The sequence below is a fragment of the Exiguobacterium sp. BMC-KP genome (assembly GCF_001275385.1).
In the GTDB taxonomy this organism is placed as follows: Bacteria; Bacillota; Bacilli; order Exiguobacteriales; family Exiguobacteriaceae; genus Exiguobacterium_A.
This window is the reverse complement of record NZ_LGIW01000011.1, coordinates 183,913-198,422: the sequence shown is the minus strand read 5'-3', so window position 1 is coordinate 198,422 and position 14,510 is coordinate 183,913. Positions and strand designations below refer to the sequence as shown.

The following is a 14,510-nucleotide window of genomic DNA, read 5'->3' as shown; positions in this document are numbered from 1 at the left end:
ATGCAACAGCGCCAGTACCGGATTCCGAACGAAGTCACGACCGAGCTGAAGATCAATAAGATGCTCTATCTCTATGATTTACTGTTTCTCGTCGCTTTGATCATCGTCCGGTTGATTGCCCTGCCGTTCATCCCGGACGCCTTACATCTTCCATTCACATTCTTCCTGGTCGCGTTCGGACTCTTCCTCGTCATCCGCCCAACGACGAATCCAGAGAAACGGATGATTCACGTGCTCTATTACGCGCTGATGAAGAAGAAAGACACGTACATCGCATTGACAGACGGTAAGGACGGATCGAAAGGAGCGTGATGGCATGAGTTTATCGGAAGAGAAACGATCTAAAACAATTCCGACGACAGACATTACTTGGCTCGATGAGATGCAACTGACGACACCTCCAACACGGAAGGAAAAACGCGTCCGGATCCCGCCTTCTGTCGTCTCTCTGCTACCAATCATTGATGCCACGGCGCTCGATGGGTTCGAGATGCAGGACGGGACATTCTGCGACATCATGCAGCTGACTTCAAAGGATATCTACGGGTTGTCCGAGACAGAGAAGGACCATGATATCTTCTCCCTCGCCTATCTGTTGCAGGCATATATTCATCCGTTGAAGGTGATTCCGCTCAATACACCGCTTAATTTGGAGAAACAGAAACAGCGGATCGAACGACAGCTTCGGCAAAATCAAAAAGCCGCCTATCATCCGTTTTTGCAAAAGAAGAAGCAAGAATTGATCTACCTCGAGGAGCATCGCACCAATCGCGATTATCTCCTCTTTTTTTATGCCCCGGATGAGGCAATGTTGCGGGAACGGAAGCATCAATTGACGAAACTGCTTCGACGCAGCAACCCGATGGTCGAACTGACGCTCGAGCAGAAAATCAATGTGTTGTTCCAGCTACACAACCCGAATACAAAACCGACCCAGGACGGAAAGGAGTGATGGTGTCATGTGGCGTACACGTTTTTTACGAAAGCAAGACCCGGAAACAATCAAACAACAAGACGGCTACAATCCGACATTCGTCCAAGCGATTCAACCGCAAGGCGGACTCCGCTTCGAGCCGAACTATGTACGGACCGGCGACGGTTATCTTGCCTGCCTCCATGTCTATAAGTATCAATCGACCGTCTACGATTTCTGGCTCGAACCGATCCTCAACCTCCCCGGCGTCCTGACGACGCTCGACCTCGGGACGGCGGACAAACGGGAGATGATCCGGACCATCAACAAATCGATGGCCGAGCAGAATACGCGCTTCGAAAATGCGAAAGATAATGTCGACCGGATTGATGCGCGGGAGACGTATAAGGAATTGAACGAACTCTACGAACAGATCACGCAAGGTGAAACGATGAAGTATCTGCATCTCCGTCTCTACGTTAAAGCGAAGACACTCGACGTACTCGAACGCCAAGTCCAGGACGTGATGGAGGAACTGGAGGCACGGAACTTCCGCGCAACTGTCTTCCTGAACGAACAGGAATGGGAATGGCAGAGCCTGTTCCTCAGCTACGAGCAACAGCAAAAACTACCGAATCGTCGTCGCGGCAAAGAGATTCCGTCGCTCTCGATCGCAGGAGGTTATCCGTTTCATTTCACGTCGCTACAGGATCCGACTGGGACCTATTACGGGACGACCGATACGAACGGAAGCGTCATCTTCGACTTGTTCCACAAGGACAAGCAGCGGAAGTTCTACAACGCCTTGATGATCGGTAAGATGGGCTCCGGGAAGTCGACGTTGCTCAAGAAGACGGTCCTCGATCAAGCGATCAAAGGGAATCACGTCCGCATCTTGGACGTGACAGGTGAGTTCTCTGACCTCGTCCGACAACTGGGTGGGAAGGAAATCGCACTCGACGGTTCCGCGGGACGGATCAATCCGCTCCATGTCTATAAGACAGTGACGCACGCCGACGGTTCGGCGGATGAGGCGCTCTCGTTCATGCAACATTTATCGAAGATTGCGGTCTTCTATCACTACATCAATCCAGCAGCTACGCAAGAAGAAGCGAACGAGTTCGAGATCCTACTCCGACAGCTCTATCTTGAGAAGGGACTGTGGAACGAGGACGGTGACGCGCCGATCACGACGCACCCAGCAAACACCTATCCGGTCTTCTCTGACTTCTTAGCGCTCGTCCGCTCTGAATTGTATGCGGACGATTCGCTGACGACGATCCGCGAGACGATCAGTACGAACCGTGTCCGCCGTCTTGAGAACATCGAGCTCGCGATTACGAACCTCGTCCACAACTACGGCAACATCTTCGACGGACATTCCTCGATCGAGCGATTTGACGAGGAAGCGATCGTCTCATTCCCGCTACGCAACCTGACCAATCTGAAAGACGAAATCTTTCAGGCACAGGTCTTCAACCTGATGAACATGCTGTGGGACGGGATGATCCTCAACGGTGCCGGACAACTGCGCAGCTACAACCAGGGTGAGCTATTGATTGAGGATGCTTTCAAATATCTGATTGTCATCGATGAGGCACATCACCTAATCAATACGCGTGATATCGCCCAACCCGCGATCCTTTATCTACAACAGTTCATGCGGGAAGCACGGAAATACTTCGGTGGCATCTTCTTCGCTTCCCACTTGATCACGGACTTCGTCCCGACTGGCTCGAAGTCGGAGAACGCAGAGAACGTCAAGACGTTGTTCCAGCTAACGCAGTATAAGTTCATCGGCGAACAGGATGCCGAGAGCATCCCGACGATCCAGACCGTCTTCGACGGGCAGTTGACGGAGAGTGAGACACGGTTGATCCCGTCACTCGAGACAGGACGGATCGTCCTCAGTATCTCCGGTGTGAAGACGCTGATTTTCGATGTCGATGTCTCACCTGAGGAGCTGACCCTGTTCGGAGGTGGTGCCTGATGTGGAGTACGGTCCGGCAGTCGGCACGTGTCGCCGTCCGGATGAAATGGCGACTCCTGACCTTAAAATATCGTCTGATTTCTCTCGGAATCGCGCTCCTGCTTCTCCTACTGATCATCCTCGTCGCAGGCATTCTCGATACATTGACCGGGATCGAGAATGAACAGGCGACGGAGACACCAATCGCTTACTCGGACGCGAGTCTACAAGTCAGTGATGATGTCCTGCAATACCGCGAAGCGATCACGCGCGAACTGAAGAAAGAACAGCTCGAGGGACAGACGAACGTCGTCCTTGCATTGATGATGCAGGAAAGTGGTGGACGCGGGAACGATCCGATGCAAGCGAGTGAATCGAAGTGCGGACGGATTGGTTGTATCACCTCGCCCGACGAGAGCATTCGTTACGGCGTGAAGCACTTCGTTTCCGTCTTCCGGCAAGCGAATAAGGACGTCAAGTTGACGCTCCAGAGTTACAACTTCGGGGGTGGCTTCATTGATTACGTCCAAGAAAACGGGGGACGCTATACGAAACAACTCGCGATTTCCTTTTCCCAGATGATGTACCAACGCGTCAAGAAGAGCGGCATCTATCAATGCCATCGTCCGAGCGCGATTGAGCATCAAGCCTGTTATGGTGACATCGAATATGTCGATGCTGTCCTCCGTTATCTGACACCGACCGTACTAGCGGAAGGCAAGACAGGACCGATTAAAGGGAAACTTCATGCTCCGCTCGACATCCCACTGCAGATGACATCGGGTTTCGGGTCACGGATCGTTTTCGGAAAGACGGATATCCATACGGGCATCGATTTCAGTTGCCACGATACGGATACCATCCACGCCGTCCGCTCCGGTACCGTCACCTATAGCGGTTTACGCGGACCGTATGGGCAACTGATTCAGATCAAACAAGGCGACTGGATCACCGCTTACGCCCACCTTTCTGCACGCCAGGTTAAGACGGGGCAAAAGATCGAAGCTGGACAAGCGATCGGGATGTGTGGGTCGACCGGACGTTCGACCGGGAATCATCTGCACATCGAATTTAAGACGAGTGATTGGTCCGGTCACATTGATCCGGCACCACTGTTTTCGCTATAGGGAGGGATGAACTATGACATTAACGAGTCGTCATCTCCTATGGCTCGTGTTGTTCTGTCTGCTGCTGTCGATCAGTGCCAATATCTATCAATATCGCTCCATGGCAGCAGATGAATCGCATCGAATCGTCGAGAAAGACGAGAAACATGTGTTACCAAAAACGACGGTATCGGATTCGCCCATCCCGACTGACAAACGAGGACAAGAACAGAAATCGATTATCTCTAAGAGCGCGGAACGCTTCATCACGTTCGCCTTCACATGGGAAGATGGGACCTATCCGACACGCAAACGACAAGCCAATCAGTATATGTCAGAGTCCCTCAAACGGACGTTGTTTGAGAGTAACGGAAGCGATAGTAAGTTCACCGCTTCCGTCTCGGGCATCGAAGTCTTTTCAAGTCAGGACGACCCAGAGCATTGTCTCGTCCGCTTCCAACGGACGTTGACGATCGATGCCAACGGTTATGAAGAGACGTCCGATGAATTAGTTGAACTGACCTTTACACACCAAGACGGACATTACATCGTCGATCAGATGAAGAGTCTTCAAACGTCAGGAGGTGTCTAAATGTATCCAGGAAAGCGAAAGACGCTGACCCGTGATTGGTCACGACTGTACCTCGGAACAGGTCTGTTCTTCCTGATCGGCTTTCTGTTTTTCGGCCTCTCTTCCCTCTTCTTTGCTGAGGAACAACCGATCAATGCGACACCCATCGGAGAAGAAGAACGGTTGACGAACGGACAGACCGTCACACTTCTCGACTGGTCTCATGATGAGGAGCGGAAACAGATGCGCGTCCGCCTTCAGTTCAATCAACCTCAGGATTACGCGACGAGACTTGTCTCGCGCGTCGCGTACAAGGAACGACCGACAGATGAGCAGCGCGTCCGCGTCGTCTATCAGCAGGGCGAGCACTACGTCTTCGAAATCGAAGATGTACCGCGTAACTTTGACCAACTAGCACTACGCTTGTATGTCATTGAACCTGAACAGTCACTCGATAAGCTGAGTGCTACGAAGCGAGAGGACGCGCTCGTCGAATCACTCTATATGGATCAACGACGTGTACTAAAGACGTCACTTTCTATTCAACAAGCGGACGATTATGCACAACTTTTTCTAGCTGACGAGCACCTGCAAAGTCAAAAACGGATCAAGAACATGAAGCGTGAACAGACAGAACACGCTTCCCTCATCCAACAAATCGAACAGGACATCGAGGCAAAACAAGCCACCTTACCCGACCTGACACTCGATGAACAAGTCGAACGTGAGGATGAAATTTTCAATCTGAAGCAGGACAAAGAAGACGCACTCTTACGACAAACGGAATTGAAAAAACAACTCACGCAAGAAGAAAAAAAGCAGGATCAGCTACTTGTTAAAGCTCGTGAACTGAAATGGTAAGGTGGCAAACACCGTGCCAAAATGCCGTTTTTAGTGGCACGCGGTGTGACCTTTTGGCGATTTTGATGATATCAGGGAAACACTAGGCTCCGCCTAGGCTAGCACGCTGAGTGATAGCAGTTTCCCCTTATGCTCTTTTTCACGTTGTTTAACCATTTTTGGTTTTTCTCCTCTAAAATAATCGACGTACATTTAGTCATTCTATCGACCTTCATCAACGCTTAGATCGATTCTGTTACGTCACTTTTTTCGACTCTTTTCATCTCATGATGCTGTATCTTCGACCAGATATATTTCAGAAGTTCGACGATCAAGGAGACGCTTACGGCTTCTCCAAGAGCGTAACTCTGTTCGATGATCGATTGCATATGTCCCCTCCGTTCTTAATCTGAGTGGGTAACACCTTTCTCACTTCTAATGACAGGAGGAGCGAGTGAATTGTTCGGAAAACTTTTCATTTTTTAAATCATTAAGACTGACTTTCGTATGGAAGGAGGAAGACGAATGGATCTCTTGATTCGTGACATCGACCCCCGATTCGTCAAACAACTCGACGAACAGGCGGAGAAACAAATGTGTTCCCGACAAGAATTATTGAAAGGATTGTTGACGACCTGGTGCGCGGACGGCGTCCAGTCGACGCAAGTAGCACGCCTCGAACGACAGCTCGAAGCGAACACTTTGCATCTGAAGCGGAGCGCAACCGAACTCGAACTCTTGACTACACTCTTCCGTGAGGTGATGCAGGATGAGTAACATTCCCGGCGTCATCATCAAGTCGAAGTTCAAGTTGCCGCAAGCAACCCGACGCGCGCGTCGTTATACGACCTACCTCAGTTACATCGATCGTCCGGAGACGAAAGCGCGGTCGCATCAATTTGAAAACTATCACGACTATATGGAAGATGAACTCAAATCAAGCGGTCTCTTCACGGCGACACAAGACCGATTGAGTGCGACTGAACGAGAGCAATTACGCGATATCTTCCGACGGGCACAAGAGAACGGCAGTATCCTCTGGCAAGATGTCATCTCATTCGACGAAGCGTGGTTACAGGAAGTCGGCGTCAAAGAAAATCGTTATATCGATGAACAACGATTGATGCAAGCGACACGGAACGCGACCTCGTTGATGATTGAAAAGGAACAGATGCTGCATGCGACATGGACCGCTGCCATCCATTACAACACGGATAACATCCATATCCATGTCGCGACGGTCGAGACATTTCATCCACGCGAACGGGGCAAACGGAAACCAAAAACGATTGAGAAGATGAAGGCACAAGTCGTCCACACGCTTGTTGACCGGACACGTGAACAAGAGAAACTGAATGCCTTCATCCGTGATGAAGTCCTAGCGCACAAACTAAATCATTCAACAGAATCTCTTTCAAATCGAATCTTGCATCCTGAACTCGTACGACAGTATAAAGCGATTCAGAAACGACTACCGGACGATAAACGGCAATGGTACTACAACATGAACGGCATGAAAGAAGTACGTCCTTCGCTTAATCAATTGACTGACACGTACCTTGCAACACACTTCGAGAAAGAACACGCCGCGTTCAAGCAACGACTTGATACCGAAGTCGCATTCTACGAACGAAGTTACGGATCGGCATCGCAAGCATCGGCTTATCGGAAGACGAAAGAACAGGACCTCTACACGCGGATGGGAAACGCTATCCTGTCCGAGATGCGTGAATCGTCTAAGTCACCTCAGGAGCTTGCGAAGGTGGAGACATCCTCACCTAAACAAAAAATCCGATCAGCGTTTCGATGTGAACGGATCATGCAAGAGACACTCTATCGGATCGGACGACACATGAATGATGAGTGGGATCATATCAAGAATCAGCGTGCGTTTGAACAACTCGAACAGGAAGTCCAACACGAAAGGTAAGGTGACGGGCAATGGAGGAAACAAAACAAGTCCGGATCAAGATGAGTGCCGTGACCACTGATTTTTTAGAGGAATACCGAGAGAGAGAACGATTGTCTGGGGTCGGTCCAGCCATCGATCACATCATCCGCGACTATCAAGAGATGATCAAAAAGCAATGGGACTTGAACTATGTCAGTCGTTCCGTCTCGAAACAGATCGAGCAAGAATTGACGTCTTTTTGGGATGAACAGATTTCGAAAAGTCTTGCTCCGTTACGAAAAAGCGTCCAACAAACAGACCTTCAAACACAGGTATTGATCGAACTGGTACAAGCTTTGATGCAGACGGAAAGCATCGAGGACATCATTCCGACGACCGAATACCGTCCCTCTTTTCTTGAGACGGCAGAGACGGCTGTCAAACAGCGAATCGATCAGCGCAAGCAACATAAGCATTCGGATGAAGAAAGGATGACTCACAAATGAGACGACTCGAAGCCTTCACACTCGCGACATTTCTCGAATTGCATCCGTCCCACGTCACCGTCATGATTCATCAAGCACATTATGATATTCCGGTTTCTCAGGATGAACGAGCGTTCCTTCAGCTCTTGCAGGAAGAACCCTTGGTATTACTCCCGGTATCACGTGATCGCCGTCAGTTATTATTCGATCGACTGGCTACCGACCCGATGGTATTAGAAGAGTTGAACGATTTTGAAGGTGCTGCTGATTCGTCCGTTTCGTCGGAAGGAGCGTGAGTGATATGGCATATCAGAAAAAGACGCGTGAGGATTACCAGAAGGAAGTCCAAGCGTTGACCGATAAGATGGAGACGCAGCTCGCCTCCCACTTCGTCAGTCAGGAGAGCATCAAGGAACACCTCGACTTCATGAGCCGATTCCATCGCTACTCGACGCGGAATATGTTACTCATCGAAGAGCAGTTCCAAGGCGCCCGTGCCGTCGGTTCCTATGCGTACTGGGAGAAACAAGGCGTACAGGTTCAAAAAGGAGAGAAAGGGATCAAGATTTTCGTCCCCTCCCCTGTTACGTTCATCAAACGAGAGACGGATTGGGTGGCATGGAAGGACGCGACGAAGACGGAGCAAATGCGTGCAAAGGAAGGCGCACTTCCGACGCGGAAAGCGATGTACTACAAGATTGGTCATGTCTTCGAGTACACACAGACCGATGCTCGGGAGAAGGGACTCGAAGTCTCTGAACTCTTCGCTTCCTATCATCGAAATGGATCGCTTCGTGAGGCGGAATCGTTTCGCCGCGCGTTGAACGGGATTGCTGAGACACAAGACGTGAAAATACTCGATCAGCCTTTAAGCGAGCTTGGTACCGCGAAAGGATGCTTCTATCCGGAACTGAACGCGATTGCCCTCAATCCGCGGAACTCGGATATTGAAAACGTGACCATCCTGATTCATGAACTCGCGCATGCCAATCTGCACAACGTGGAACGAAATGAAGAGCGTGGAATTGAGTTGAATCCACATGAGAAGGAATTCCAAGCGGAGATGGTCGCTTATACGGTCGCGGCACACTTTGGTTTTTCGACGGACGAGTTTTCCTTATCGTATCTCGCTAACTGGACGCAAGGAAGAGACTTACGCGATAAGGAAGACCTGTTGCACGAAGTCCATCAGACATCCGGTCACTTCATCCGTGAGATTCATGCTTCACTCGAGCAGGAGCAAATCTTGGAACGCGAAGCATCACCGATTAAAATGATTGAGTACATCGAACAGAATGCACAGATCACAGAACACGGATTACCGTTAGCTGAACGGCTAGAACGAATCATGCAACATTCACCGGAGGACGTCGGTGCTTACCTGACGAGCATCGCCAAGCAAGACACGCAGCAAGATCTATCGTCTTTTGAAGAACCAATGATGCTGATTCATGGAGCGACAGACTTCTTCGAACCGTTCGCGAAAGCCAACGACCGTGACTTCGACGAACATGAGACCGTCGCCTATACGCTCGTCATCCCAGGCGAAGAACCAATCAGCCAACACTTCCGCATCCTCGATGATGCGATGGGACCGTACCATCACATCCTGAATACAGAAGTCGTCAGTAAGGAGACCGAACAAGTACTCGAAAAAGCATGGTACGACGAGATGATTTCGACGGAAGACCGTGATCTAGAAAAGGTCCGACAAATCGTGACGCGTCACTTCAATGTACCGGAGCAGGACTTCAGGAGCCGTTAAAAAGATGTCCTCTCTTCTTTTAAAATCAAGTACTATAAAAAAGTAGGATAAAACTGACAATACAGACAAGACGGAGGATTGACCATGACTAATAATCAAGCAATTGCTTATGCTGCCATCGCGATGGAGCAGCTCGGCTACACACGTGAACAGATTGAAAAGGTTCAAGCGAGTATGCTGTCTGAAATGGACTGGACAGATGAAAAAACAGCTGAAAAGAAAGCCAGTGCCATCTTAAATAGCTGAACGTAAAAATGATTATATTCTTGCGCTTGAACTTCAAAAAAAGAAGGCAATATGGCTTCCTGAAGCGAAGTCATATTGCCTTCTTTTAATTAAGAATATTTCATTTGCAAAATAAATTGTTCAAAGCTAAATTTTGAAATGATCCGATGTCCCGAACGATCGAATTTTCGTGTTTGAAGATACGTTTCAAATGTAGATATGATTTCTTCCATCTCTAAACGTTGTTTAAGACCTACGACAATATATGGTTTAAACTTTTCTCCCATTTCTAAAATGAGTGCTTGCGCTTCTGTAAATGTTTGATTCATAGTCATCTCCCTTTCTTCACCAGATATGATTCTATCAATTCATCTTCTTATTTCAGTTCAATCTTCTTCTCACCCAACTCTTTTCCTGATAATCCTTGGGTTGCTTTCAAGGTGACGACTGCCTTCGGGTCCTCGATGTCATAAGCCATAATCCCTTTTGCAGTACCACCCGGTTTAATATCATCCAACTGATGCTCTAAATAAGAGGCATACTTCTCTTCCTGTGGCGTCATCCCTACCTCTAACTTGTTAATTGTATCGGTTCCTTCCTGTGTCGCTTCAAAGCAAGCAATCCAAACATTCATCCCATTGAGTGGCTTCTTGCTGTCGTTCGTCGTCTCATATGTGAAAACGAGTTGTGGTTTTTCGCGGAAATACTCTTTACTCGGCTCAAGTACTTCTGTCGAAAGAATCTTGACGGTCGCCATGTCGATCTTTAACGTGTCGTCTTTGAAATAGACATCTTCTTTTTTCGGTTCTGCCACCTCGACCTTTTCAGTCGGATTCGCTGCTTTTTTTGGTGGATCTTCTATTGTCTCTTGTGTGCCGCATCCAACGAGTGATAACCCTAACCCAACGATGACGACCGCTTGTCCTAACTTATTCATCTGCTTCAGCTCATTTCTTTTTTAGTCTTCCCATAGTTCTTCCATCAGCTCATCGATTTCATTCGAGAGTCGCTGCCGTTCACGGTCGTCCTTCTCGATATGACCGTACTCATCCATCCAGATGACATCACCGGACTCCACCGTCATCGGAAAGCGGGAAATCAGAATGTCGCGCATCCCATCATCGAACTCGACGACGACCCACTTCTCTTCAATTCGGTCGATAATCCCTTTTCGCTTTTTCATTTCGACTTCTTGATCGTGTAGGACGATCCATTCCCTTCGAAGACAATTGTGCCACTCTTATCGGTCCGCAGCATCGTCGCCTTCGCACGCTTCAAGTTCGTCACGACTTCCTTCGTCGGGTGTCCATACGCGTTCTTCCCGACACTGATGACGGCGTACTTCGGTTTAACGTACTTGAGGAACGTCGCACTTGTTGATGTCTTCGCCCCATGATGCCCGACCTTGAGGACGTCCGCACGCAGCGTCTTCTTCTTCGCGATCATGTCTTGCTCCGACTTCAATTCCGCGTCTCCCGTGAACAAGAACGTGTTCTTCTTGTAAGCGACGTGTAAGACCGCACTCCAGTTGTTCAGATCACTCTTCGCATAGTCTTTGACCGGTCCGACGAACTGCGCCTTCACGCCTTTGACCGGGAGTGAGACACCCGCCTTCGCCGTCTTGATTGTCAGCTTCTCGCGTTTGACCGCCAACAAGAAGTCCTTATAGGCTTGCGTCGTGTGCTTGACCTTCGGTGCATAGACGCTCTTGACCTTGAACGAGTCGAGGACCTCATCAAGCCCACCAATATGATCGGCATCCGGATGCGTCGAGATCAGTACCTCAATATCACCGACCTTCTGTTTCTTTAGATAGGCGACGAGTGCATCACCTTTCCCCTTGTTGCCACCATCGATGACGATATCCTCACCACTTGGCATCTTGATGTAAATCGCGTCACCTTGACCGACATCGATATAGTGGACCTTGATTTTCGGTGTCGCTGCCTCTGCACCTTGTTGTGGTCCAACGAGTAACCCAACACTTGCGAGCGCTAAGCTGGCACCCATCCATTTTCGTTTCATCTTTCATCGCTCCATTCCTGATTTGTAAGTTATCTTCAGTATACAGTGAATACCAGGAGAAAGTTGGTTATATTTCCCATCCTTCTATTATTATTGATAGGTTAGTTTATATGTAAGTCCATACAAAAAAACAGACCTTAACGGGTCTGCTTGTTAAAGTGTGTCTGCATGAAGTCTGTCAATCGATCGACATCGATGAACCATGTCACATGCTCAATCGATCCTTCTACTTCTCGCACGAATCGAAGCTGGGCATCGATCAATGTCACCTTATCTGGTACCTGTTTCTCCTTTGCTTGATCCATGACCTCAAACATCTCAATTATACTCATGTACTCCACCCCTAATCGTTTTGTTAAGCACAGCATAGAATGATTTTAGAGTCTGTACGAATTACCTTAGATAAGATAAGCGAAATGATATGTAAGATAACTGGGTCATTACGAAACAATGTACGATTAATTTTTCACACATAAAAAAAGAAACGACCTTTTGAAGATCGTTACTGTCATAAAAATGATTAGTGTTTCCTACGCACATCGAATCAATAGAGATAAATAAGTACACCTACGATCAAAATGAACGGAACCAATAATATCTTACCGGTCCGGCTCAAAAAGCTCTTCTTTTCTTTTGTAAACAAGAAGTCGATCAATAAGAAAAGTCCAAATGCAATCGGTACGAGGTAGAGTAGAGGGGCATTTGTAAGTGCTGCACCTAATACATCAGTCGATCCGTCAAATTTCATATGTAGTTTCTCCTTTTTAGATATCCTCGCATACGACACATCATTCACGACCGAAGCACTAACGACGATCTCATACGTGGACAAGAATCTTTCCTTTAGTATGCCATTCCTTCCACTAAACCCTAACCTTTTATTTTTCTTTTTATAATTCTATGTAACGCTCCGTGCCCTCCGTCGCAAGGAACAGGAACGTAGAAATCCCTCGCGCAGGCGAGTCGCAGCTCTCGTTATCGGTTCGAAGCAGTGCGATGAGGATGTTGCTGTGTGCAGCCTACAACCTCACGCATGAGCTCGAAAGTCTTTATGTCGTCCGCATTACTATGGAAACATCAATCCTCTATCCATAGAACTCCGTCCATTCACTCACTTCTTCGCTCATCCATGCATTGCAAAACTTCTTCAATTCTGCCACAAAATAATTTTTCCAAAATATAACTTTGTATACAATTGTAAATTACATAAAATCGTTATATTATAAAAGGTAATAAAGTATTGTGAACGTATGAAGAGTAGAAATGCTTGTATCTGGAAAAGTATATTTATTTGCAACAATCCATGATGAGAAAATGGATTGGCACAACCCAGTTCCTGCTTATGGAGAAGTTCTTATTGAAGATGGCGAATATATTCAAACTGTAGTTGATACGTATGAAACTGCATTTGAGAATCAAACGATCTCACCTATCATGGGGAGACACGATGAACTCGAGTTAAAAGAATGATTTGTTGAGGAACAAGCCACTCAATAAGAACACTTAAACTTTTTTAAAAATAATCTTTATCAAAGGAGAGCGTTTTATGGGTAAATTTAAATGGATGGGTGTTTTAGTAGTATTGGTTGTTCTATTTTTTGTGTTTGACCCTTTTCGTGGGGAACCACCAAACCCCAAAGTAGAAGCACAAGGAAAAGATATTCCAACGGTTCAAGGATCATTTTGTTGGGATGGTCTATTGCGCAACCAATGTGTCGATAAAGTATATGTCGACGGACTCGATATGACGAAAAAAAGCAAACCAACTGTAGTATCCTCAAATAAAAAAATCGATATTTCGTTTGAAGACGAACCGGAATCTATTGAGATCGTTCGTTGGAAAGATAAGCAAGATGCTGAAAAAGTTACTTTAACTGGCGATGCCGTTACTGTCCCGAAAGAAACAGGAACGTATGCCTATGAAATCAAAGCAAAGTGGTCCAATGGTGACGGACAATTCGCTTTTTTGGTTAAAGTAGACTAACCCCCTCCCCTTTCCCCATACTTCCTCTTCTACCAACAGTCAATTGGCTGTTGGTTTTTTTTATTAATAACCAAGTATTTGTGATAAGACCTATATTTTAAATTAATTATTTCTATTTTTAAAACGCTCCGTGCCTTCCGTCGCAAGGAACAGGAACATAGAGATGCCTCGCGCAGGCGAGTCGCAGCTCTCGTTATCGGTCCGGCAGGAGGGCAGCGGTGCGATGAGGATGTTGCTGCGTGCAGCCTACAGCCTCACGCATGAGCCCGAAAAATCTTCTTGTGCTGTATATCAAGTAGGAAGTGCATCACTACCTATCTACAGGAGGATCGATTCACTTCAATCAGCTATCTCTCCTCGAACCTTCATGCACTCCACTACTTGTCTTACTATTACATCCTCTATAGCACCTTTCTACATAGAAAAGACTATGTATCATGTATACTTTCTTACCCGCAGTGGGTCCGTCCACTGCGGGTCTCTCATTACCCTTGGATTTGGGACAAATCCATTCCTTTCTCGCGTGCGCTCTCTCAAAAGAAAAACGGCGTCGTTTTTCGTCCATTCGTAAGTGGTAAATGGGATGCAGTCCGACACAGTACCGTCCTATTGATGGGAACGTAGCAATACGCCGCAAGGATGACCACAGGGAAAGATCAAAAAGCGAAAAGTTTGCTTTGATTCAAAACACGGAGGAAGACGAGGCGGTATCGGCTTTTTTTGATGGCCCTTGCGC

Annotated in this window: 21 protein-coding genes; 14 read left to right on the top strand and 7 right to left on the bottom strand. The window is 47.6% G+C overall.

Features of this window, described 5'->3' with window-relative positions; translation table 11 throughout:
- From ADM98_RS01405 to ADM98_RS01380, 6 genes are read left to right on the top strand one after another with little or no spacing between them, the layout of a single operon-like run.
- Window positions 1-312 (top strand): DUF5592 family protein, encoded by a 312-nt coding sequence (locus tag ADM98_RS01405; protein WP_029343412.1) that lies wholly within the window; start codon window positions 1-3, stop codon window positions 310-312.
- 4 nt (window positions 313-316) lie between these two features.
- Window positions 317-952: a hypothetical protein gene (locus ADM98_RS01400; RefSeq protein ID WP_053451919.1), complete on the top strand. Its 636-nt coding sequence runs from the start codon at window positions 317-319 to the stop codon at window positions 950-952.
- Window positions 953-959: 7 nt separating this feature from the next.
- Entirely contained in the window at window positions 960-2,903 is a 1,944-nt protein-coding gene (locus tag ADM98_RS01395) for a VirB4 family type IV secretion system protein (RefSeq protein ID WP_053451918.1), read from the top strand.
- Window positions 2,903-4,009, top strand: a complete 1,107-nt coding sequence (locus ADM98_RS01390) for a lysozyme family protein (protein ID WP_053451917.1) — start codon at window positions 2,903-2,905, stop codon at window positions 4,007-4,009. Before ADM98_RS01395 ends, ADM98_RS01390 begins: the two co-directional genes overlap by 1 nt.
- Before the next feature lie 13 nt (window positions 4,010-4,022).
- Window positions 4,023-4,580, top strand: a complete 558-nt coding sequence (locus ADM98_RS01385) for a hypothetical protein (RefSeq protein ID WP_053451916.1) — start codon at window positions 4,023-4,025, stop codon at window positions 4,578-4,580.
- Window positions 4,581-5,420 carry a hypothetical protein gene (locus ADM98_RS01380; RefSeq protein ID WP_053451915.1) on the top strand — a complete coding sequence of 280 codons (840 nt, stop codon included), beginning with the start codon at window positions 4,581-4,583 and terminating at the stop codon, window positions 5,418-5,420. It begins immediately after the preceding gene.
- A gap of 221 nt (window positions 5,421-5,641) precedes the next feature.
- Here ADM98_RS01380 and ADM98_RS17295 read toward each other — a convergent pair whose 3' ends face one another.
- Window positions 5,642-5,788: a hypothetical protein gene (locus ADM98_RS17295; RefSeq protein WP_160315908.1), complete on the bottom strand. Its 147-nt coding sequence runs from the start codon at window positions 5,786-5,788 to the stop codon at window positions 5,642-5,644.
- A gap of 136 nt (window positions 5,789-5,924) precedes the next feature.
- Between ADM98_RS17295 and ADM98_RS01375 the strand changes: the two genes are divergently transcribed.
- From ADM98_RS01375 to ADM98_RS17290, 6 genes are all read left to right on the top strand, one after another.
- The gene (locus ADM98_RS01375; protein ID WP_053451914.1) at window positions 5,925-6,176 is read left to right on the top strand and encodes a hypothetical protein; all 252 of its coding nucleotides are present in this window, start codon (window positions 5,925-5,927) and stop codon (window positions 6,174-6,176) included.
- A complete protein-coding gene (mobP2, locus tag ADM98_RS01370; protein WP_053451913.1) occupies window positions 6,169-7,329 on the top strand; it encodes a MobP2 family relaxase in 1,161 nt (386 codons plus the stop codon). Before ADM98_RS01375 ends, mobP2 begins: the two co-directional genes overlap by 8 nt.
- A gap of 11 nt (window positions 7,330-7,340) precedes the next feature.
- Window positions 7,341-7,796 (top strand): hypothetical protein, encoded by a 456-nt coding sequence (locus ADM98_RS01365; RefSeq protein WP_053451912.1) that lies wholly within the window; start codon window positions 7,341-7,343, stop codon window positions 7,794-7,796.
- Window positions 7,793-8,071: a hypothetical protein gene (locus ADM98_RS01360; protein WP_053451911.1), complete on the top strand. Its 279-nt coding sequence runs from the start codon at window positions 7,793-7,795 to the stop codon at window positions 8,069-8,071. Before ADM98_RS01365 ends, ADM98_RS01360 begins: the two co-directional genes overlap by 4 nt.
- A gap of 5 nt (window positions 8,072-8,076) precedes the next feature.
- Window positions 8,077-9,540 carry an ArdC-like ssDNA-binding domain-containing protein gene (locus tag ADM98_RS01355; RefSeq protein ID WP_053451910.1) on the top strand — a complete coding sequence of 488 codons (1,464 nt, stop codon included), beginning with the start codon at window positions 8,077-8,079 and terminating at the stop codon, window positions 9,538-9,540.
- Window positions 9,541-9,624: 84 nt separating this feature from the next.
- Window positions 9,625-9,786 carry a hypothetical protein gene (locus ADM98_RS17290; RefSeq protein WP_160315907.1) on the top strand — a complete coding sequence of 54 codons (162 nt, stop codon included), beginning with the start codon at window positions 9,625-9,627 and terminating at the stop codon, window positions 9,784-9,786.
- Between the two features lie 89 nt (window positions 9,787-9,875).
- Here ADM98_RS17290 and ADM98_RS01350 read toward each other — a convergent pair whose 3' ends face one another.
- From ADM98_RS01350 to ADM98_RS01325, 6 genes are all read right to left on the bottom strand, one after another.
- Complete coding sequence (locus tag ADM98_RS01350) at window positions 9,876-10,094, bottom strand: hypothetical protein (RefSeq protein WP_053451909.1); 219 nt, start codon at window positions 10,092-10,094, stop codon at window positions 9,876-9,878.
- 47 nt (window positions 10,095-10,141) lie between these two features.
- The gene (locus tag ADM98_RS01345) at window positions 10,142-10,702 is read right to left on the bottom strand and encodes a DUF5067 domain-containing protein (RefSeq protein ID WP_053451908.1); all 561 of its coding nucleotides are present in this window, start codon (window positions 10,700-10,702) and stop codon (window positions 10,142-10,144) included.
- A gap of 21 nt (window positions 10,703-10,723) precedes the next feature.
- A complete protein-coding gene (locus ADM98_RS01340; RefSeq protein WP_053451907.1) occupies window positions 10,724-10,948 on the bottom strand; it encodes a DUF3006 domain-containing protein in 225 nt (74 codons plus the stop codon).
- The gene (locus ADM98_RS01335) at window positions 10,945-11,775 is read right to left on the bottom strand and encodes a ComEC/Rec2 family competence protein (protein ID WP_371742171.1); all 831 of its coding nucleotides are present in this window, start codon (window positions 11,773-11,775) and stop codon (window positions 10,945-10,947) included. The genes ADM98_RS01340 and ADM98_RS01335 overlap by 4 nt, the downstream gene beginning before the upstream one ends.
- Before the next feature lie 152 nt (window positions 11,776-11,927).
- Entirely contained in the window at window positions 11,928-12,122 is a 195-nt protein-coding gene (locus ADM98_RS01330) for a hypothetical protein (protein ID WP_053451905.1), read from the bottom strand.
- Between the two features lie 212 nt (window positions 12,123-12,334).
- The gene (locus tag ADM98_RS01325; protein ID WP_053451904.1) at window positions 12,335-12,538 is read right to left on the bottom strand and encodes a hypothetical protein; all 204 of its coding nucleotides are present in this window, start codon (window positions 12,536-12,538) and stop codon (window positions 12,335-12,337) included.
- Window positions 12,539-13,053: 515 nt separating this feature from the next.
- Here ADM98_RS01325 and ADM98_RS01320 point away from each other — a divergent pair.
- Together ADM98_RS01320 and ADM98_RS01315 are read left to right on the top strand one after the other, a co-directional pair.
- Complete coding sequence (locus ADM98_RS01320; RefSeq protein ID WP_053451903.1) at window positions 13,054-13,260, top strand: hypothetical protein; 207 nt, start codon at window positions 13,054-13,056, stop codon at window positions 13,258-13,260.
- A 76-nt stretch (window positions 13,261-13,336) separates the two neighbouring features.
- Window positions 13,337-13,774: a hypothetical protein gene (locus tag ADM98_RS01315; protein WP_053451902.1), complete on the top strand. Its 438-nt coding sequence runs from the start codon at window positions 13,337-13,339 to the stop codon at window positions 13,772-13,774.
- The last annotated feature ends 736 nt before the right edge of the window (window positions 13,775-14,510 follow it).